Genomic DNA, 18,393 nt, shown 5'->3' with positions numbered 1-18,393 from the left:
CGATTAAACTGACGGGGGCAGAGATTTGGAAGTTATCCGGGTCGCTCTCTGTGGAGAAGATTCTAAAACAATATCGCTCCCATCCGATTTTTGAATACATTGAACCCGACTATATTCGGACGCTGGGTACAATTAGTACCCAGGCCACGTTCCCCAATGACCCCAGTTTTAATCAACTTTGGGGATTGCATAACACCGGACAAAGTGGCGGTACTCCCGATGCCGATATTGATGCCCCGGAAGCCTGGGATATTCAAAAAGGCAATCCTAATTTAGTGATTGGGGTTCTTGATACGGGGGTTGACTACAATCATCCCGATTTGGCCGGTAATATCTGGACAAACCCAGGGGAAATTGCCGGAGATGGCATTGACAACGATGGCAATGGCTACGTTGATGACATTCGCGGTTGGGACTTTGCCTACAACGACAATAACCCCAGTGATGTTCAGGGTCACGGAACCCATGTTTCGGGAACCATTGCTGGCAAAGGAAATAATGGGGTCGGCGTGACAGGAGTGGCTTGGAATGCCAAAATCATGCCCCTGAAGTTTTTGAATGATCAAGGATCAGGCTCTACCTCCAATGCCATTAAGGCAATTAACTATGCGACGGCCAAAGGAGTTAAGCTCACCAATAATTCCTGGGGAGGCGGCGGTTTTAGTCAAGGACTCTACAATGCGATTAACGCGGCGGGTCAGGCAGGGGCTTTATTTATTGCGGCGGCTGGTAATAATGGTAACAATAATGATGCGAATCCTTTCTATCCCGCCAGCTACAACCTTGCCAACATTATTTCAGTTGCCGCTACCAATCGTAATGATCAACTGGTGACATTTGCTAACACTGGTGGTTGGTGGGGTTCAAACTATGGCTTAACCAGCGTAGATTTAGGTGCACCTGGTTCAGACATTTACAGTCTAGCTCCTGGTGGTGGATACGCGACCCTTTCAGGGACATCCATGGCAAGTCCCCATGTGGCAGGGGCGGCGGCTTTATTGTGGTCACAAAATCCTACTTGGACAGCCCAACAGGTGAAAAACGCCTTAATGAACACGGGCGACCCCCTGGCATCCCTTGCCGGTAAAACGGTTTCTGGTAAGCGGCTCAATGTGTTTAAGGCTTTGGGAGGTACTAATCCTAATCCCCCAAACTTGCTTACTATGCAAAGATGGGCGACTCGTCAAGGTGGGTTTTGGGATGCTCAACAGTGGCTGGCGGGTGATTTTAATGGAGATGGAAAAGATGATGTAGCTAAATCCTTTAATGAGGGTGGTCTAGCTAGTATTGATGTTCATGTTTCTAACGGCAGCAGTTTCTCCATGCAGCGATGGGCAACTGGTCAAGGTGGGTTTTGGGATGCTCAACAGTGGCTGGCGGGTGATTTTAATGGAGATGGAAAAGATGACGTCGCTAAATCCTTTAATGAGGGTGGTCTAGCTAGTATTGATGTTCATGTTTCTAACGGCAGCAGTTTCTCCATGCAGCGATGGGCAACTGGTCAAGGTGGGTTTTGGGATGCTCAACAATGGGTAGTGGGTGATTTTAATGGAGATGGAAAAGATGACGTAGCTAAATCTTTTAATGAGGGTGGTCTAGCTAGTATTGATGTCCACATTTCCAATGGCAGTGGTTTCTCCATGCAGCGATGGGCGACTCGTCAAGGTGGGTTTTGGGATGCTCAACAATGGCTATCTGGCAATTTTAATGGAGATGGCAAAGGTGATTTGGCTAAAGCCTTTAATGAGGGTGGTCTAGCCAGTATTGATGTTCACACTTTAATTTAAATTTAGTGCGATCGCCTTTATGTGAACTGAAATTCCCAAAGGCGATCGCCTTACATGAAACAAAATTTTAAAATGCGATCGCCTAAAAAACCCTAATTGGGGGGGAGCGTTAACATTATCTTAGCCTTGGCAGTAGCTGACTGGGTGAGGGGATCATCAGGATTTTAGCAGACTTAGCTTGAAGTAACGGTTAAATTTCTGGAATCCATTATCCGTAAACCAGAAAAAAACTTCTGGTTTACGGATAATTTACAAGGAGATGTCAAGCAATTAAAGAATTTTACGCCTAATTATCGCTTAAGGGTGGGTAACTATCGAATTCTATTTGAGGTTGAAGAAATCACTTTAGTGATTTATCGTGTTAAACATCGACAAAATATCTACAATTAAATTAAGGAGAAAACAATGATTGAATTACATCCTGAATTCTTAATCAAAAATGGCAAAAAAGAATTTGCTGTTTTAACTTATGAGGAGTTTATGAAAATTAAAGAAATCTTAGAAGACTTAGAGGATTTGGAAGATTTAATACAAGCAAAAGAAGAAGAAAAAGATAGTCAAACTTATTCTCTAGATCAGGTTAAGAAGATGCTAAATATTGATTGATTGTCTTGCTTTAATTCTACTATTTCGCAGATGGGAAAAAATAGAGTTCCCCTTGTATCTCTAAATCTGGCTCGTTTTCCTACTTTTCGACAGTTTTCGTCTATTTCACAAGAATATACACAGTCATAACCAACGCTCTCAAAAGCTAATCTAAACCCTCCAATACCAGCAAAAAGATCGATAAATCTGAGTTTTTCGTTTGTCATTGCCAAATTATGACATCAAAGATAGCCAAAGTGAATATATCCTAAATTTTAGCAAATGTTCCGACTTATGCAGCGATAAAAACTGTAGTCTAAATAATTAAGGTTAATATGTCCCCATATAATCAATTTGGAGATACTAGATTAGGTATAATTGAGTAAAAACTCGCACAATTTCGGTTTCAGACTTCTGCGGCTTTTTCTTGCTCAATCTCGGTCTCCAATTCTTGACGTAATTCTTCTAGAGAAGTGGTGGCAGCTGTCTGAGATAATCTTTCTTGTGACCAATTTAAGGACTGAAAAAGTCGTTGAGCGTTAGCTGGAGAGCGCAAAAGATAAACTTCTTCTAATAAAGCGGATAATTCGTCAGCAGCAATCAAGGCCACATCATGATGACCCTGACGTTGGACAATAACGATCGAGTTTCCCAGTTCTACTTGTTCTAAAACCTGAAGAAAATGTTCTTGTGCTTGGGTATAGCTAGTATAGGTGGTGGGGATGGGCAGCATGGCCATTAATCAACTCCGCAGTCAAAAAATTAATCAATGGGTGCGTTAACCAAGAGTAACGCACCCCAAAGAAATTACACCGAAGTTAAGGTTTTCTCCGCGCTAATTTGCGCTTCGGGACTATCCGCTTCCGAGGGAGGGACTACTTGCCAGAATTGACCGAGATAACTATCCCAATTAGCTAAAATTAACTTACCTTTGGGGCTATTAGTGCGTTCTACATGGGCCTCAATTAAAGATTTTAACTGTTCCGCACCGGCAGCCGTGGCAACCCGTTGAATCTTGACAATTTCGGGGTTGAGTTTCTCCGGTAGGGAGGGATCAAGGATATAAGCTAATCCTCCCGTCATCCCGGCGCCGACGTTGCGACCGACGGAACCAAGCACGACAATTACCCCCCCGGTCATGTATTCACAGAGGTGATCCCCGGCCCCTTCGATAACCGCTTTTGCAGTGGAATTGCGAACAGCAAAGCGTTCACCAGCGCGACCATTAACGTATAATACCCCACCGGTGGCCCCGTAGAGACAGGTATTACCGATAATAGCGTTATCTTCGGGCTGATAATTGGCGTTTTGGGGCGGTAAGATGACAATTTCGCCGCCGTAGATGCCTTTACCCACATAATCGTTAGCTTCTCCCTCTAAATGGAGATTGACACCGGGTAAATTAAAGGCTCCGAAACTTTGACCAGCTGCGCCCTGGAAATTGAGCTTAATTTCGCCTTCAAAGCCGTCATTACCGTATTTTTGGGCAATTACCCCCGCAATTCTCGCCCCGACGGAGCGATCGGTATTGACAATCCTGTAGGTTTTGCTGACGGTTCCCTGTTGCTCGATCGCCTGTTTAATCTCGCTATCGGCTAGAATTTCCTCATCGAGGACAGCACCGTTACTATGTACTTCCTCGTGCTGCAACCAAGAGCGATCGCTACGGCCATCGGGTAAATTCAACAAACAATCGAGATTGAGGGATTCTGTCTTAGTTAAACGAGCATCGGAGCGCACTTTTAACAGATCTGCCCGGCCAATCACCTCATTTAAACTGTGATAGCCTAATTTCGCCAATAATTGCCGCGTTTCCTCGGCCACCAAAGTAAAGAAATTGACCACATGAGCGGGAATTCCAGGAAAACGAGTGCGGAGACGTTCCTGCTGGGTAGCGACTCCCACAGGGCAATTATTCGTGTGACAGACGCGGGCCATGATACACCCCTCGGCAATCATGGAAATGGAACCAAAACCGAATTCCTCCGCACCCATGAGAGCAGCCATGAGGATATCCCAACCGGTTTTCAGTCCCCCATCTGCGCGCAAAATCACCCGATGACGCAGTTGATTTTCCATTAACATCCGATGCACTTCCGTCACTCCCAATTCCCAGGGACTACCCGCGTGTTTGATCGAACTTAGGGGTGATGCACCTGTACCACCATCGTGGCCAGAAATCTGGATAATATCAGCGTTAGCTTTGGCAACTCCGGCCGCAATTGTGCCGATACCGATCTCGGCCACTAATTTGACGGAAACTTTGGCCCGGGGGTTAATTTGGTGTAAATCGTAGATTAATTGCGCTAAATCTTCGATCGAGTAGATATCGTGGTGAGGAGGGGGAGAAATCAAAGTTACTCCCGGTTTTGATCGCCGTAACATGGCAATATAGGAACTGACTTTTTTCCCGGGTAATTGACCTCCTTCTCCCGGTTTTGCTCCTTGGGCCATTTTAATCTCTAGCTGTTTTCCACTCATTAAGTATTCGGGAGTGACTCCAAAACGACCCGAAGCTATCTGTTTAATGGCAGAATTAGCCGTATCACCGTTTTTTAAGCCGTTTAGATGGGGCATAGTCACGGAATGTCCTTCTGCATCCACATCGCTTAAGCTGGTGTAACGGATCGGATCTTCTCCCCCTTCTCCGGAATTGGACTTACCTCCGATGCGATTCATGGCGATCGCTAGGGTTTCGTGTGCTTCCCGGCCCAAGGCACCGAGGGACATTCCCCCTGTGCAGAAGCGTTGCAGGATACTTTCGATCGATTCTACTGCTTCGAGGGGAATTGAAGCTCGATCGCTGTTAAATTCTAATAAATCGCGTAAAGCGGTGACAGGTCTTTGCTGCAAGATTTGACGATAGGTTTCGTAATGGTCATATCCTTCACCTTGGGAGTGAGCGGCCACGGCTTTATGGAGTGCTTTCGCCATTTCCGGGGAATTCATGTGGTATTCTCCCCCTGGACGGTAGTTGACAAAACCGTAGTTTTCTAGTTTTTTAGCGGTAAGATTGGGGAAAGCTTTGCTGTGGAATGCGATCGCTTCTTGGGCCACTTCAGCAATGCTTAAACCCCCGACGCGACTGGTAGTACCGTTAAAAGCTAGTTTAACTAAATCTGCCGATAATCCGATCGCCTCGAAAATTTGCGCCCCATGGTAGGAAGATAGGAGAGAAATACCCATTTTCGAGAGGATTTTCAGTAATCCTGCTTCTACGGATTTGCGGTAATTAATTAGGGCTTTTTCGAGGCTAATAGCTTCTAATTTGCCATTTTCCATCAATTTCTGAGTTTTTGGCTCGATCCACCACTGGGCGATCGTTTCTAACGCAAGATAGGGACAGACTGCGGAAGCGCCATAACCAATTAGACAAGCGAAGTGATGGGTACTCCAACATTGGGCCGTGTCGATCACGATGGAAGCTTTTAAACGCAAGTGTGAGCGAATCAGGTGATGATGGACGGCACCAACAGCTAATAAAGGGGGAATATAGCTAGTTTTTTCGTCAATAGGAGCAGTCCTGTCACTGAGAATTAAAATTTCCGCTCCCGATGCTACTTTCTTGGCGGCCTCAGCGCACAAATGAGCGATCGCTGTTTCTAATCCCCGGGGGCCGGTGGTCAGATCATAAAGGGTAGAAAGTTCGGCTGTTTTGTAGCTAGAGGTTTTAACTTTGGCTAATTCAGCATTATTGAGCAGGGGAGAGTCTAATTTCAGTAAATGTGCGTCATCAACCCCTAATTTAAGTATATTGCCCCGTCGTCCCAGATACATAGTCAAGGACATGACTAAACTTTCCCGTAAGGGATCGATGGGGGGGTTAGTAACTTGGGCAAAACGTTGTTTAAAGTAATCGTAGAGAAGATGGGGTTTACTGGAGAGGACCGCTAGGGGAGTGTCATCACCCATACAGAAAGTCGGTTCTTTTCCCTGTTCTGCCATGGGAACGATAATCATATCCACATCTTCGGCAGTATAACCGAAAGCGGTTTGCCTGGGAAGGAGATGACTAGGAGAGGGAATGTCTATCGCTGTTTCTTTGTCAATAAAGGTGCGTTGGGATTTCACCCATTCACCGTAGGGATTAGAGCGGGCAATTTCCTGTTTAATCGGCCAATTACGCTTAATTTCGCCTTTTTCCAGATCCACCGCGAGCATTTGACCGGGGCCGAGACGACCTTTTTCGATAATGGTGGTTTCATCGAGGGGAATAGTTCCCGCTTCCGAGGAAACGACGATATAACCGTTGTTAGTAATGCTATAACGGGCCGGTCGCAAACCGTTGCGATCCAAACAAGCGCCGACGATTCCCCCGTCACTGAATACCAGTAAAGCCGGACCGTCCCAGGGTTCCTGTAAACCGCTATAGTATTCGTAGAAGTCGATAATTTCGGGATAATCCTGTAAATCCGGCTGATTATTGTAGGCCTCCGGCACTAGGATCATAGCTGCTTCTAGGGGACTGCGACCGGTTCTCACCAATAATTCTAGGGCGCTATCGAGGTTATAGGAGTCGCTGTTAGCGGGGTTAACAATGGGGGTCAGGGATTGTAATTCTTCGTGGGTCCAACCTTGGGTTTCTAAAGCGGGTTCCCGGGCCGACATCCAGTTAATATTGCCCAAAAGGGTGTTAATTTCGCCGTTATGACCCAATAAGCGCATCGGTTGAGCGAGGGGCCATTTCGGTTGGGTATTGGTGCTAAAACGACGGTGATAAATGGCAAATTGACTGCTATAGGCGGTATTTTGCAGGTCTAGATAGAATTCTCGCAGGATTTCGCCCCGTACCATGCCTTTATAGACTATGGTGCGACAGGAAAAGGAACAGAAATAGAAATCATCGGCCAGTTGCTTACCGACTTCAGAACGGGCAATATAGAGTAGGCGATCGAATTGAGAACCGGCTAAATCGGGGGAAGTAACCAGAATTTGCTCGACGTAGGGTTGATTTTCCCTTGCTTGTCTTCCGAGGACTTGGGGACGGACGGGAACAGCACGCCAACCTAAAATCTTAATATTATATTTATTGACAATTTCTTCGATGTGTGCCTTAGCGTCGGCGCGTTCTTGGGCCGCTTGGGGAAGAAAGACCATACCCACCCCTAGTCGCTCAGATTCTGGCATATTTAAGCCATTTTCGGCGAACCAAGGAGCGAGGACATCTCTGGGGATAGCGGTCATCATACCGGAACCGTCACCGGAATCCTGATCGGCGCTGCAGCCTCCCCGGTGTTCCAAACAACCTAAGGCTAAAAGGGCCTGTTCAATCAGTTGATGGCTACCAGAACCGCGCACATCGGCAATAAAACCGACTCCGCAAGCGTCCCGTTCCTCTACGAGCCATCGGGGACCCCAATAGGGATCGATTTGGTGTATATTGTCGGCTTTTAGGTTATTTTGTTGCGCCATAGAAGTTATCCTTAGGGTCGTTGTCTAGAAGGGTGGGATAGTTGGTCTGCTGAAAGGGTCAATCTAGAAGAGAATTTTTTTTGATCTTGCCGTTTCGATTGTCGCTGATTTTTCCTAATTTTTGCCTGTTGCCATCTTTATCTTGGCCGGTCTGAGGAATCACAGGTGATCTACCATGATATAGTAGCTCTTAGGAATTGTCATCGAAAATCCCCTGGATGGGGTGAAACATCCTTCTAGGTGCTTATTTTGGCAGAATATTGTCGGATTATCAATGCTAAGACCGAGATTTAAACCCCAGACACGGGTGTTTTTAGTCCTGAGCGAATATTTTAGTTAAAAGTCCTTCTATTCTAGATTCTGCCGCTTTTAAGTTAGACAGTTGGGGATGCTTGGGAGAGGAGACTTTTGTAGTCAGACTTTGGAGAATTGGTCTAAAAAGTATCTTTATATGTTGCAACAACCTAACAAAGATCTGTTATAAGACTGAATAGAACTGAGGTTAATTTAGGTTCAAATATAGGGCAGAAGTCATCGACAGGACAGAATAAAGCGTCTATCCTAAGCATAGGGCGAGAGCGGCTGGATGGTGTTCTGTTTTTCAGCATATCATCTCTCCCTTTCCCTATCCCGAACTCAGATTGTGTGGAGCTTTCAAGACAGGATCGTGATTAATCCCCATATTTTGGCCAGCCAGTATCCTAGGGTCACAAAAGCCCCAACTTTGCAATGATTTTAGTGTTTTATGCCCTTTTTTCGATAAGATAAGCTTATCGAAAAAATCAGGTCTAAAACCTCGCCTTAAGGCGAAAAGTTTTTGGAGCGGGGCATAAATCCCCGTTACAAAAACGGCCTCCTGCCTCCTGCCTCCGTTAAGGGTTTTAGGCAAAGGGCAAGAGGCACTCATGCAAAAGGGAAGAAAAATAGGTGTACCCTCACTAGCTTAGGAAACGCTATATTTTTCATGATTCAATCTCATACTAAATCCGTTGAGTATAGGCTACTTATGAGGATAGGCAAAAGGCAAAAGGCAAAAGGGGAAATAAATAATCAGTCTTTAATAACTGGATTTAGTATCACTAAGTTTGATATATGAAACTACTTGATAGAAACTAATTTGTTTTTCTCTATCTTCTTCCATAATAAATTAACAACAACAAAAATGTTTAGTAGGGAAAAGGCGGAAAATAAAGGCATACCCGGGAAAGAATAGCGCATATGCACCAACAGTAAACTTGCATCCACTAAAGAATATAAAAGCAAACGAAGGAAATTAATCACAATAATAAACAAGAGAATAAATACATAATTAGATAATAAGGGTGATTTAGGTTTACTATAAAAATAGTATATCAGTAAGAATACTATAGAAATTATCCCGATGGTATTGATGATATGAATAGCTCTAGTTATCACTTTAACTAACAGTAATCTTATTCTACTAGGCCGTTCTTTTCCCGTCCAAGCTGCACGACGATTAGCTACCTTATTAAAGAGGGTAATACTTGCCTTAGGATCGTCCACAAGAAAAATTTTTTCTACTTCTGAAAAGGGAGGATAGAGAAACTTGGTGATCACTTTTATAGAAGATTCCTTAAGGTGAGGCAACCAAATCCCAAAATTAGGATCTATATAGCTAAAGCCAAAAGCTTTTGTTGGTAAAAGACGATTACGAAAAGCAGTTTTTAACTCTTGATTAATTTCGGTAAATTTTTGATAAACTTGCCGAGTAGTTACCGACCTAGGATTAACAGGGTTGATACTATCACGCACAGCATCTGCTAACAGCCAGACTGTAAATTTACCGCGAATTTCTTCTTTAGGAAGGAAAGGTTCTAGGGTTTTGAAGCTGGGACTAACTTGATAAGCTGCTTCTAACTGTGCTGGATTAATAGGAACCTGTCTGACTGGAGTACCAGCATCTATTTTCATTAATCCTGTATACATACCCTTAAAACTAGGTGCATTCCACAAACTTACCCCTGGCACACCCAAGAAAATTGAGTTAAGTGAGACTATGGCAAAATTTACCATAATGAAGACTAACAGGGGTAAAAATACTAAAAAACAAGACTGTTGGATTTTTTCTCTTAATTTCCACTGAGGCTTGGTTAAAAACATAATTGGAATTAAACTTAACATATAGATGTATTCAATTCCTTTTTCTGGTCGAGTAATGCCGATAAATCCGAGGGTTAATCCAGCCAAACAGGAATAAATGATTTTTTCTGATATTTTTTTCTTGAACAACAAAAATATGATCAACGCAATCAATATATTAAACAATGAAACCGTTATTGCTTCGCTTCTCGCATCATTAAAAAATCTGAAAGTCAGAGGATAGAAAATTAGCAAAGAAAAAACTAAAACACAGACAATTTTCGGTACTTTTAGTAAGCGAATAGAATAAATCAATAAAAACACTGAAAAAATGTAAAATAGTTCGTGAAATATTCGCAAGGGTATCCCTGTAAAACTGACTAGCCAAACAAATAAGGAATAACCTGGGGGATGGCCTAAATTTAAGATACCAATTCCATCGGAAAACCAAACCGCTCTTTCCGCACGACTTAGATAATTCTGGGGATCACTGGGAGAGGCCACTATTTCACTGGTTCTCGTTAAGAATAGTTTAATTAAACAAATTAAAGTCAAAATAATTGGAAAAATTTTCGACACGACTTGACACTTAATCTCTACTATACCTTTACTTATCATAGTTTTTATACTTAACCAATAGTTCATTTAATACCTCTCCAAATTGTCGCAAAAAATGCTGATTATACCGATATTTATTATCAAGTTCGTTTATCAATCATGTCTGCTAAAAGAGCAAACATTCCTGTTTGGGTTGCCGCTATTAATAGCAGGAGAGTTCTTTCTGTGAGATCTTCATGAACAAAAATATCTTGAATTAGGGTAAATAAAAACCCAAGAAAGAAAAACCCAGCAATGGGAAGAAAAACCCGGAGAGGGGCAAAATACATTCCCACCCGGAGGATTAACTGGACAAAGCGCAAAGTATCCCGGATAGGCTTAATTTTACTGTTGCCCTGGCGAGCAAAATAGTCAATCGGTTCATAATGGACTAAATAACCATTAGTCAACATGGCGAGGGTAATCGTAGTGGTAAAACTAAAAGTATCGGGTAAGATATTAAAAAATCTTTCGACCACGCTCTTACGAAAAACCCGTAAGCCACTATTAAGATCCGGAATGCGACTATTGCTAATCCATTCGGCAAAACGGACAAGAAACCACTTAGGAATTTTGCGAATTGTTGGATAACTGACATTCGCACCAGTACGCGCCCCGACCACCATATCGGCATTCTCTAGCAGGGCAACTAATTGGGGAATTCTTTCGTTAGGATAGGTTCCATCTCCGTCCGTAATCACGATTGCGCCATATTTAGCCTGTCTAATTCCCGTTTTCAGTGCTGCGCCATAGCCACGATTTCTGGGATGTTCGATTAACCTAAATGTCATCAATTCCTGAAGTTCTCGCAAGATTTCACCCGTTCGATCCTTAGAACCATCATTAACCACCACAATCTCATAGGTACAATTAGAGAGTTTTAGTTGTTCTTGGAGAAGTTTTAAAGTCGGAGTAATACCCTTTTCCTCATTATAGACGGGAATGACAATAGAAAAAGCAGCATTGTTTTCCTTTCTTGCTGAACTTGACGATAATTGACTCTCCAATTTTGCACTGCTTTCCATTATTTCCAGGTGGATTGTTATTGGTTGAACCTCTGATTATGATTGGTTTTTTCAGAGATAGCCTCGTCGGGGTTAACCATAACCATATGTAGTCAATGGCCATAGGCCATCAAGGTTAAGAAAATTTTTCCCTCAACCGCACGAACTTTTTGTGCCTAGTTAGTATATAAGTGTATATTGAACAGTTGTCAAGTCCTTCAAAAAAAATTAAGGAATAGATTCATGGTAGAAAAATTAGGCATCGATTATTTTGGCAAAAACCGCCCCCTGGCGAAACTTCACGGCAAGACCACCCTGCAAATGCGCCGCAAAATGTATGATTTTTTAGAGAATGCCGTGGATGGTGTGAGGGGAAAAAAATTTTTAGACCATGGTTCCACACCGGAAACCACCAGACAAGCGAGTAACTGCTTTATCCGCTGGTTGCTGGAAGATGATGCTAAGGTTTATGCCTGTTCTCCTGAAGAAATTAGCCATTTAGCGGCATTTTTCCCCGGATTACTTGTCCTTGATTGGCCTCCCACACCTTCCCAAGTAGAAGGAATTGACTATATCATCTCATCGGCGGTTATCGAACACGTCGGCAATGAACAATCGCAGATTGAATACGTCAGCAGCCTGCTGCGATTATGTCCCCGCTTATTTATCACCACTCCTAATCGCTACCACTGGCTAGAATTTCATACGCGCTTGCCCCTCTTCCACTGGCTGCCGAGAAGTTGGCATCGCGCTGTCTTAAACTTAATTGGGATGAAGTTTTGGGCTAGGGAAAAAAATCTGCGCTTGCTTGCGGAAGATGAATTTGCCCGTATTATTGAACAAGCTGCCCGAATTAATGGTTTAAAAGTTACTCTCCACTGGTATAAGCCGAAATTTCTGGGCTTAGTGTCTAATCTCTGCGTTTTAGTTCACTAAGGCTGTCACTCCTAAAACCACAAATCTATTCCTGGCCACAAACAGAAAATAAGTTATCAAAAAAAGACGAAAAGAAAGGACTTTTTCCGATAATAAAGGGTAGGTTTAACTCTGCCCTTTGCTCCGCTTTCTGGGCACTGATTACTGATTAAACCTCTTGCGTAATTAATTTTTCAGGGTTCAAAAACGGCAAAAATAAGGATTAAATGGCATAAAATATGTAAATAGACCATTTAACTGATTATTATTTATTCTTAATTCTCCTGACTACTGACTACTGGCTACTGACTCCTAACCCTAACAACAATTTTTGATTTTTACAAGAGGTCTATTAATGATTAACCTCAGTTCGGGATAAGGGGGGAAGGAAAAGGCGGCGGCTAGTAAGCTGAAAAATATATAACCATACCCTCGATAGTTCCAGTACTCCCAACTCCGGTGCAGTCTTAACGAGTAATTTAGGTAGTCAACAGCTTATTATTGGAGCAATGGGGTCAAATTCAGGACAAGACTTTAGCTAAAGAGGCAGGTAAATCGGCTAATTTTTCTACCACTGTCACCCCAGCTTCTTGAAAATGACGTAAGCTATCTTTTCTGGTATTCTTAGCGGCAACAGAGTAGGAAAGTTGGTTAGAAATAATTGTTTCTGTATCGCCGAAATTGGTTTCAATCGCTGCATTTAACCCCACAAGATAGGCAATCACTGGTTTTTCGATCGCCGAGGCAATATATTTGGCTGCCTCGATTTCGGCCTTTCCCCCCACCTGACTGACGAGGAGAATTGCCTCGGTATTGTCATCTTCCTCAAAAACCTGCAACCATTGGGACAAATTGGAGCCAATAATGCCGTCAGTACCCAAATTTACCGCCATAGATTCACCATACCCCGCTGCTGTTAAAGTTTTCGCCACTTCATCCCCTATGCGATCGCCGCGGGTGATCAGACCGATTGTCCCCGATTGATAAAAATTCGGTTCACAAATACCCAACCAAAGATAATTGGGAATAATCACACCCTGGCTGCCGGGGCCGAGAATTAATGTCCCGGTGGTACTAGCTATCTTTAATAATTCCACCAGATCCAAGGGGGGAACTCCGGGGGTGACGATAATTAATTGGGGAATTGCTGCTGCGATCGCTTCTAAGGCCGCATCTAGGACTTGATTGGGGGGGACTAAAATTAAACTGGTCTTGATTTCTCCGGCTTCAGCAACGGCCTCGGCCACTAGATCAAACACTGGTATCTCTGCGATTATCTCACCACCGTGGCCACTAGCCACCCCCGCTACTAAACAGGTTCCCTGAGCTTTCAATCGTGCCGCATAATATTTGCCTAGGGGTCGATCGATCCCTTGCATAATTATCTGATCTTTATCTGTCCATTTCATATATTAAGTGTTGGGAGTTGTTTCAGTAAACAGTAAACAGTAATCAGTAAACAGTAAACAGTAATCAGTGAGACACTGTTGATGGGAGTTTTTTTCAGTGGTCAGTAAACAGTAAACAGTAATCAGGTTCTGAAGGCAAGAGTCACTCATGCAAGAGGCAAAAGAAAGAATCTGGCAATTCTCTCACCTAAAAAGAAGGTGAGAAACTAGGCACATCAAAGCTTTTAGCTTAACCAATTAGGTTTTAGATTCGGCCCTTGTGAACTGAAAACTCACATCTGATTACTGATGACTGATAACTGATATACTTTAGTCGTTCATAATCTGAGATTTATTAAACTTCTGAAATCCTAGAGTGAGCAAGGAATCCAGTTCTTTTTTATGTTTCAGATAGGCATCATTCAGACATTCATAAATAGCTGAAGAAAAGTCGGAAAAGTTTTCATAATATTTACCATACAAACATTTCTTTTTGACAAATTTCCACAGGCTTTCAATTAAATTTAGATTAGGCAATAAGACGGCAGATAGAGTAATTCTATTGACAAAGAAAGAGCCAATTATTCAACAATTTTACATTTTTGATAGCGGGCATTATCTAATACTAGAGTGATTTGAGGAAAAAATGCAAGTTATAGCCGTGCAAAGTATAGCTCAAGAGAGCATAGGCTACGATCGCAATCACAATATTAACATCAAATATGTTTGCTCCACCAGATGAAGCAGGACTAATGAATAAGGTGGAAAATGGCGCAATGAAAGGTGCAGATAGATGATTAATCAACTGAGCAAATTGATTTTGTGGGTTCGCACCAAACAAACGCAGCAAGAACCTCATTACCAGTAGTATTTGCACTATTCCTGCCAGCCCGAAAATGCTATTAATTATCCAATTTAAGGTATTACTTCGTCTGGCAGATCGCAGGCGTTTCTCTTCTTGATCAAGTCGAAAAGCCTCTTCATCATGTAGCAGTTCTTGTCGCCGCTCAAGATTGGTTTCATCATCCCGATCGTGATTCATTCTTAGACCTCAGAGTCAATATTTTTCTGATTTAAATAAATTCTCCAATCAGTGGCGGGTACAAGCCACCACTGATTGTTCCCTCCGACCTACTCCCTTTCAACTTCTGCCTCCTTTTTAGGATTGCTATCCTTTAACTCTATTGATCGAGAGAAAACGGGCTTGCGAGTTTTCAAGTTAAAGCGGAATCCTTGAGGTAAGATGTGCAACCTGACTCCACACACTGCCATCGCTTCATCTTTGAGCAGTTCGTCTAAATTATCATAAGTTGCTTCTGATTCATCGACAACTGTTACAGCCCCACGCCCCACCACTTTAAATTCGTCACCGTCCACAATTACTGCTGTATCTTCGTCAATGCCAAAGCCTAAGTTAGCTGGCTGCTGTAAGAGAGCGGAAATCAGGCGACCTAGCCGTCCGCGCTGGGCAAAATGCTGATCGATCACCACTGAGTGCAGAAATCCCATTCCCGGACCCATCTCTATCGCGTCCATGCGTGGGTTGGTTTCGGAGTCTCCTTCAATAATCATCAGATCGGGCATGATGGCAGCACCGGCACTTGTCCCACCTACCACCATTCCCTCCCGATTGCGTTGGTGAAGTAAGGTATCTAGCTGAGTTCCCTTGATGTGTTCAATGATTAGGGCTTGATCTCCCCCGGTAAAAAACGCTCCTGTGGCTTCCTCAATGATTTTCAGGTTTTCTGGATCGTCGGCATCTTCCCTGTGAATGGTATCGAGGACACATACATCCTCGACACCGAGTCGCTCAAACACTCGGGTATAGGCTTCTCCAGCCGAACGAGGCTCACTTGTTGCCGCCGTTAACACGGCAATTTTAGCTTTAGTCCCGCCAGCACAGCGAACAAACTCTCGCAAGATTTGACAATCTCCATCTTTGTCTTCTGCTCCACCAATGATGATTAATTGCCCTCGCTCTTTTGTGGATTCCATACAAAAACTCCTTGAATAACTAAACAGCACAACAACATAAAATTAAATTATAATCGTTCACACCTCCCCTACCCAATACCGTTCGGTTGAGCAAACCAGCCCCCACCCCCCTCAGTCCCCACTCCTCTCTTATCTCCCCTTTCAGGGGAGACGATAGAATTACCCCTTAAGGGGGATTTAGGGGGTGGGATTGACATCCTCACCGCCCTAAAAGGGACGGTGATTCCTAGACCTCACGATCTAGGTTTCTGCTTCTTAGCAGTTGCCTTCACAGACTTACTCTGTTCGGGTCTGACACTCGCGACCCAGACTGATACCGCAAGCCCTGCGGCCAAAATGTTTTTACTGGCGTTAACATCCCTTTCATGGCAAGTTCCACATTCAGGACACTCCCATTCTCGGACACTTAACGGCATTTTCTCAACGATATGCCCACAATTATTGCACCGTTTTGAACTAGGAAACCATCTATAGCGTTTCTCGCATCTGTGCGGCACACTTAAACCTTTACTGATTAAGCTGTTCAGGCTCGGGAATGTACCTCGTGTGAATCAGAAATGCTATATCTATTTCCCGATAGTTTCTCCCATACCAACGGCATTTATAGGCTAATTGTCGAGTGATTTCTCCCCAACTAACATCTGATATAGCTTGAGCTAGTTTCGGGTTTTTTACAGGGTGAGAGCATCTCAAACGCTATTGACAATTGGCCAATTTTGTCATCCGCGTGGGCATTTCAAGTGATACCAGTCAATCAGAATAGTTACGAAATCGACCCATTTGGTCGATTTTTGCTTAACAATTGAGATGGCAAATTCTCCTCAAATATGCCTGAATCGTGGGCAAGCAACTCACATAAAGTTCATTTTGTCAAGGATTGTTAAGATGCGCTTACCTTGGGGTTTTTTACCAGGTCTTTTACCGCTAAATTTTCAACTACAATCGTTTAGTTTTCACGAACTAATTGAGTGGTTAGCTTATGTAAATGGTCTTTTCTGCTATCGGTGATTCGAGCCTGAATCTTAGCTACTTTGATTCTTGCTTTTTCCCGATTTTTTGACCCTTTCTGTGTTCGAGAATCAACAATTACCGTCGCCTCATAAACAAGTTGTAGACAACGCCAATCAGCACCAAAACCAAAAGCAGGTGGATTAAGCCGCCGCCAATGTTAATGGAGAATCCTAACAACCAGAGGATGAAAAGTATAACAACGGCAGTCCAAACGAGATCAAACATATTTCCCTCCTTGATTTAGAGAAAAGTGATGAAAATTCAGTCATCGATCCTTAATTGAGTATATCTTGAACCTGATCTTTCACATCTTCTACTGCATTGCGAACTTGGCTTTCGACTTGTTTAGCTTTTCCAGCAACTTGATCTTGGCGGTTGCCAGTAGCTTTACCTATCGCTTCTTGAGCTTTGCCTTCAATGTTCTTTGTGACTGCTTTTGCCCGCCCTTTTAACTTCATCTGGTCTTTTATATCTTCTGCTGCGTTACGAGCCTGACTTTCGACTTGCTTGGCTTTTCCCATCATCTGATCTTTGGGATCGCCTGTCATGTTGCCAATCGCTTCTTGAGCTTTGCCTTCAATATTTTTCGTAACTGCCTTGGCTCGATTCATGCTTGCGATTTGAGTCTGCGATTGGGTGGGTAAAGTTGCAGCCCAACTATTTGTAGTTCCAAAATCAAAAGCTATAGTAATTGCCAGCATTATAGTTAAAATAATGGTGACAAAAAAGCGACGAATCTGTTGAAGTGACATCATTTTAACTCCAAAAAAGAATTTGATGAATCGATGATACATGGATGATGAACAACTACTGTCTAGACCCTTTCGAGAAAGATTTTTCTAGTCTTTGACGGCGTAAGTTTATTTACCGAGGGAGAGATCTTCGACTTCTTTGAGAAGCTAGATATCTGGTAATATTGGGTTTATTTACGCCGCCTTGTCCTAGTGTTTCACCTGTCTCGAAAGAAACCATTTTTTGAGGAAGAGTTCCGATGAAAGCCTGGTTTCAATCATTTGTCTGAATGGCGGTTGCCGTGACAAACGACCTACTAATCAATAATTTTTTTGACTTCATCTTTCACATCTTCGATAGTGTGACGAACTTTTGCCTCTGCCTGTTTTTCCTTGCCCTCTGCTTGAGCTTTGGGATCGCCAGTCAGATCTCCTACTGCTTCTTGAACTTTACCTTCGATATTTTTGGCGGTTGCCTCGGCTCTATCTTTTAAGCTCATGATGCTCTCCTTATTGAATTTGTTGGATTTGAGAACTGCTTACCTAAGTTGAGCTAACAATTCTGCTTCTGGTGTTACTGTAACAGGTGGTTGTCTGATTTACTGTATGAATTGATTGAGTCTGTATGAATTGCTTGAATACGACACAAAATGTAACGATACCGTTTCTGCAAGCATAGAAATTACGCATTGACAAAAAGGCTTAAATGTGGGTGGTCTAATTTTGTTAGTCTTAGATACAATTTCTCTCTCGACTCTTGACAAAACCCTCTCCGATTTGATTTCCTGACACAAGGGCATCTCTTATAACAGAACAACTGATGAGAAACATTACGAAGCCAACAACTGCTCAATGTAATCTGGCTATT

General features: G+C 43.1%; 16 protein-coding genes and 2 pseudogenes. 4 read left to right on the top strand and 14 right to left on the bottom strand.

Going from position 1 to position 18,393, the window contains the following annotated elements:
- The 3 genes from PX482_RS00220 to PX482_RS00210 all read left to right on the top strand — a co-directional run.
- Positions 1-1,787 (top strand): S8 family serine peptidase (locus tag PX482_RS00220; protein ID WP_288121933.1); only part of this gene is annotated, 1,787 nt, incomplete at its 5' end.
- A 198-nt stretch (positions 1,788-1,985) separates the two neighbouring features.
- Positions 1,986-2,177: a type II toxin-antitoxin system RelE family toxin gene (locus PX482_RS00215; protein ID WP_071821136.1), complete on the top strand. Its 192-nt coding sequence runs from the start codon at positions 1,986-1,988 to the stop codon at positions 2,175-2,177.
- Between the two features lie 15 nt (positions 2,178-2,192).
- Entirely contained in the window at positions 2,193-2,393 is a 201-nt protein-coding gene (locus PX482_RS00210) for a hypothetical protein (RefSeq protein WP_002751002.1), read from the top strand.
- Here the strand turns inward: PX482_RS00210 and PX482_RS00205 are convergent.
- The 5 genes from PX482_RS00205 to PX482_RS00185 all read right to left on the bottom strand — a co-directional run bounded on the left by PX482_RS00205 (position 2,363) and on the right by PX482_RS00185 (position 11,506).
- Complete coding sequence (locus PX482_RS00205) at positions 2,363-2,599, bottom strand: DNA cytosine methyltransferase (RefSeq protein WP_071825133.1); 237 nt, start codon at positions 2,597-2,599, stop codon at positions 2,363-2,365. The two genes, PX482_RS00210 and PX482_RS00205, sit on opposite strands and share 31 nt — an antisense overlap.
- A 179-nt stretch (positions 2,600-2,778) precedes the next feature.
- The gene (locus PX482_RS00200) at positions 2,779-3,111 is read right to left on the bottom strand and encodes a type II toxin-antitoxin system Phd/YefM family antitoxin (RefSeq protein ID WP_002763237.1); all 333 of its coding nucleotides are present in this window, start codon (positions 3,109-3,111) and stop codon (positions 2,779-2,781) included.
- A gap of 68 nt (positions 3,112-3,179) precedes the next feature.
- Positions 3,180-7,784 carry a glutamate synthase large subunit gene (gltB, locus tag PX482_RS00195; RefSeq protein WP_288121932.1) on the bottom strand — a complete coding sequence of 1,535 codons (4,605 nt, stop codon included), beginning with the start codon at positions 7,782-7,784 and terminating at the stop codon, positions 3,180-3,182.
- Between the two features lie 1,098 nt (positions 7,785-8,882).
- The gene (locus tag PX482_RS00190) at positions 8,883-10,529 is read right to left on the bottom strand and encodes a hypothetical protein (RefSeq protein WP_288121930.1); all 1,647 of its coding nucleotides are present in this window, start codon (positions 10,527-10,529) and stop codon (positions 8,883-8,885) included.
- Between the two features lie 53 nt (positions 10,530-10,582).
- Positions 10,583-11,506 carry a glycosyltransferase family 2 protein gene (locus PX482_RS00185; RefSeq protein WP_288027094.1) on the bottom strand — a complete coding sequence of 308 codons (924 nt, stop codon included), beginning with the start codon at positions 11,504-11,506 and terminating at the stop codon, positions 10,583-10,585.
- A 222-nt stretch (positions 11,507-11,728) separates the two neighbouring features.
- Here PX482_RS00185 and PX482_RS00180 point away from each other — a divergent pair, with 222 nt between their 5' ends.
- Complete coding sequence (locus tag PX482_RS00180) at positions 11,729-12,421, top strand: class I SAM-dependent methyltransferase (RefSeq protein ID WP_287672814.1); 693 nt, start codon at positions 11,729-11,731, stop codon at positions 12,419-12,421.
- A 500-nt stretch (positions 12,422-12,921) separates the two neighbouring features.
- Here PX482_RS00180 and PX482_RS00175 read toward each other — a convergent pair whose 3' ends face one another.
- The 9 genes and pseudogenes from PX482_RS00175 to PX482_RS00135 all read right to left on the bottom strand — a co-directional run bounded on the left by PX482_RS00175 (position 12,922) and on the right by PX482_RS00135 (position 18,025).
- Positions 12,922-13,809 (bottom strand): succinate--CoA ligase subunit alpha, encoded by an 888-nt coding sequence (locus PX482_RS00175; protein ID WP_002751009.1) that lies wholly within the window; start codon positions 13,807-13,809, stop codon positions 12,922-12,924.
- Positions 13,810-14,118: 309 nt separating this feature from the next.
- Positions 14,119-14,423 (bottom strand): annotated as a pseudogene (locus tag PX482_RS00170) (transposase); the annotation flags it as partial.
- Positions 14,414-14,830 (bottom strand): YggT family protein, encoded by a 417-nt coding sequence (locus tag PX482_RS00165; RefSeq protein ID WP_043999469.1) that lies wholly within the window; start codon positions 14,828-14,830, stop codon positions 14,414-14,416. The gene PX482_RS00165 and the pseudogene PX482_RS00170, both read right to left, overlap by 10 nt.
- An 89-nt stretch (positions 14,831-14,919) precedes the next feature.
- Complete coding sequence (locus tag PX482_RS00160) at positions 14,920-15,783, bottom strand: cyanophycinase (protein WP_002763233.1); 864 nt, start codon at positions 15,781-15,783, stop codon at positions 14,920-14,922.
- Positions 15,784-16,016: 233 nt separating this feature from the next.
- Complete coding sequence (locus tag PX482_RS27955; protein WP_419866688.1) at positions 16,017-16,280, bottom strand: zinc ribbon domain-containing protein; 264 nt, start codon at positions 16,278-16,280, stop codon at positions 16,017-16,019.
- Between the two features lie 452 nt (positions 16,281-16,732).
- Positions 16,733-16,861: pseudogene (locus tag PX482_RS00150) on the bottom strand (transposase); the annotation flags it as partial.
- A gap of 8 nt (positions 16,862-16,869) precedes the next feature.
- Positions 16,870-17,019 (bottom strand): lmo0937 family membrane protein, encoded by a 150-nt coding sequence (locus PX482_RS00145; protein ID WP_110546089.1) that lies wholly within the window; start codon positions 17,017-17,019, stop codon positions 16,870-16,872.
- A 50-nt stretch (positions 17,020-17,069) separates the two neighbouring features.
- Positions 17,070-17,546, bottom strand: a complete 477-nt coding sequence (locus PX482_RS00140; protein ID WP_043999468.1) for a CsbD family protein — start codon at positions 17,544-17,546, stop codon at positions 17,070-17,072.
- Between the two features lie 296 nt (positions 17,547-17,842).
- Entirely contained in the window at positions 17,843-18,025 is a 183-nt protein-coding gene (locus PX482_RS00135; RefSeq protein ID WP_002763229.1) for a CsbD family protein, read from the bottom strand.
- Between the last annotated feature and the right edge of the window lie 368 nt (positions 18,026-18,393).

This window comes from Microcystis sp. M53602_WE12, assembly GCF_030065455.1.
Lineage (GTDB): Bacteria > Cyanobacteriota > Cyanobacteriia > Cyanobacteriales > Microcystaceae > Microcystis > Microcystis aeruginosa.
The sequence above is the reverse complement of the archived record's forward strand: the minus strand, read 5'-3'. Positions and strand labels throughout refer to the sequence as shown.

What these genes read in the sequence shown, in the direction of transcription:
- PX482_RS00210 (WP_002751002.1), top strand. Translation starts at nt 2,193, where the DNA reads ATGATTGAATTACATCCTGAATTCTTAATCAAAAATGGCAAAAAAGAA.
- PX482_RS00185 (WP_288027094.1), bottom strand. Translation starts at nt 11,506, where the DNA reads ATGGAAAGCAGTGCAAAATTGGAGAGTCAATTATCGTCAAGTTCAGCA.
- PX482_RS00140 (WP_043999468.1), bottom strand. Translation starts at nt 17,546, where the DNA reads ATGTCACTTCAACAGATTCGTCGCTTTTTTGTCACCATTATTTTAACT.
- PX482_RS00205 (WP_071825133.1), bottom strand. Translation starts at nt 2,599, where the DNA reads ATGACAAACGAAAAACTCAGATTTATCGATCTTTTTGCTGGTATTGGA.
- PX482_RS00165 (WP_043999469.1), bottom strand. Translation starts at nt 14,830, where the DNA reads ATGAATCACGATCGGGATGATGAAACCAATCTTGAGCGGCGACAAGAA.
- PX482_RS00160 (WP_002763233.1), bottom strand. Translation starts at nt 15,783, where the DNA reads ATGGAATCCACAAAAGAGCGAGGGCAATTAATCATCATTGGTGGAGCA.
- PX482_RS00200 (WP_002763237.1), bottom strand. Translation starts at nt 3,111, where the DNA reads ATGGCCATGCTGCCCATCCCCACCACCTATACTAGCTATACCCAAGCA.
- gltB (WP_288121932.1), bottom strand. Translation starts at nt 7,784, where the DNA reads ATGGCGCAACAAAATAACCTAAAAGCCGACAATATACACCAAATCGAT.
- PX482_RS00190 (WP_288121930.1), bottom strand. Translation starts at nt 10,529, where the DNA reads ATGAACTATTGGTTAAGTATAAAAACTATGATAAGTAAAGGTATAGTA.
- PX482_RS00135 (WP_002763229.1), bottom strand. Translation starts at nt 18,025, where the DNA reads ATGAGCTTAAAAGATAGAGCCGAGGCAACCGCCAAAAATATCGAAGGT.
- PX482_RS00175 (WP_002751009.1), bottom strand. Translation starts at nt 13,809, where the DNA reads ATGAAATGGACAGATAAAGATCAGATAATTATGCAAGGGATCGATCGA.
- PX482_RS00145 (WP_110546089.1), bottom strand. Translation starts at nt 17,019, where the DNA reads ATGTTTGATCTCGTTTGGACTGCCGTTGTTATACTTTTCATCCTCTGG.
- PX482_RS00180 (WP_287672814.1), top strand. Translation starts at nt 11,729, where the DNA reads ATGGTAGAAAAATTAGGCATCGATTATTTTGGCAAAAACCGCCCCCTG.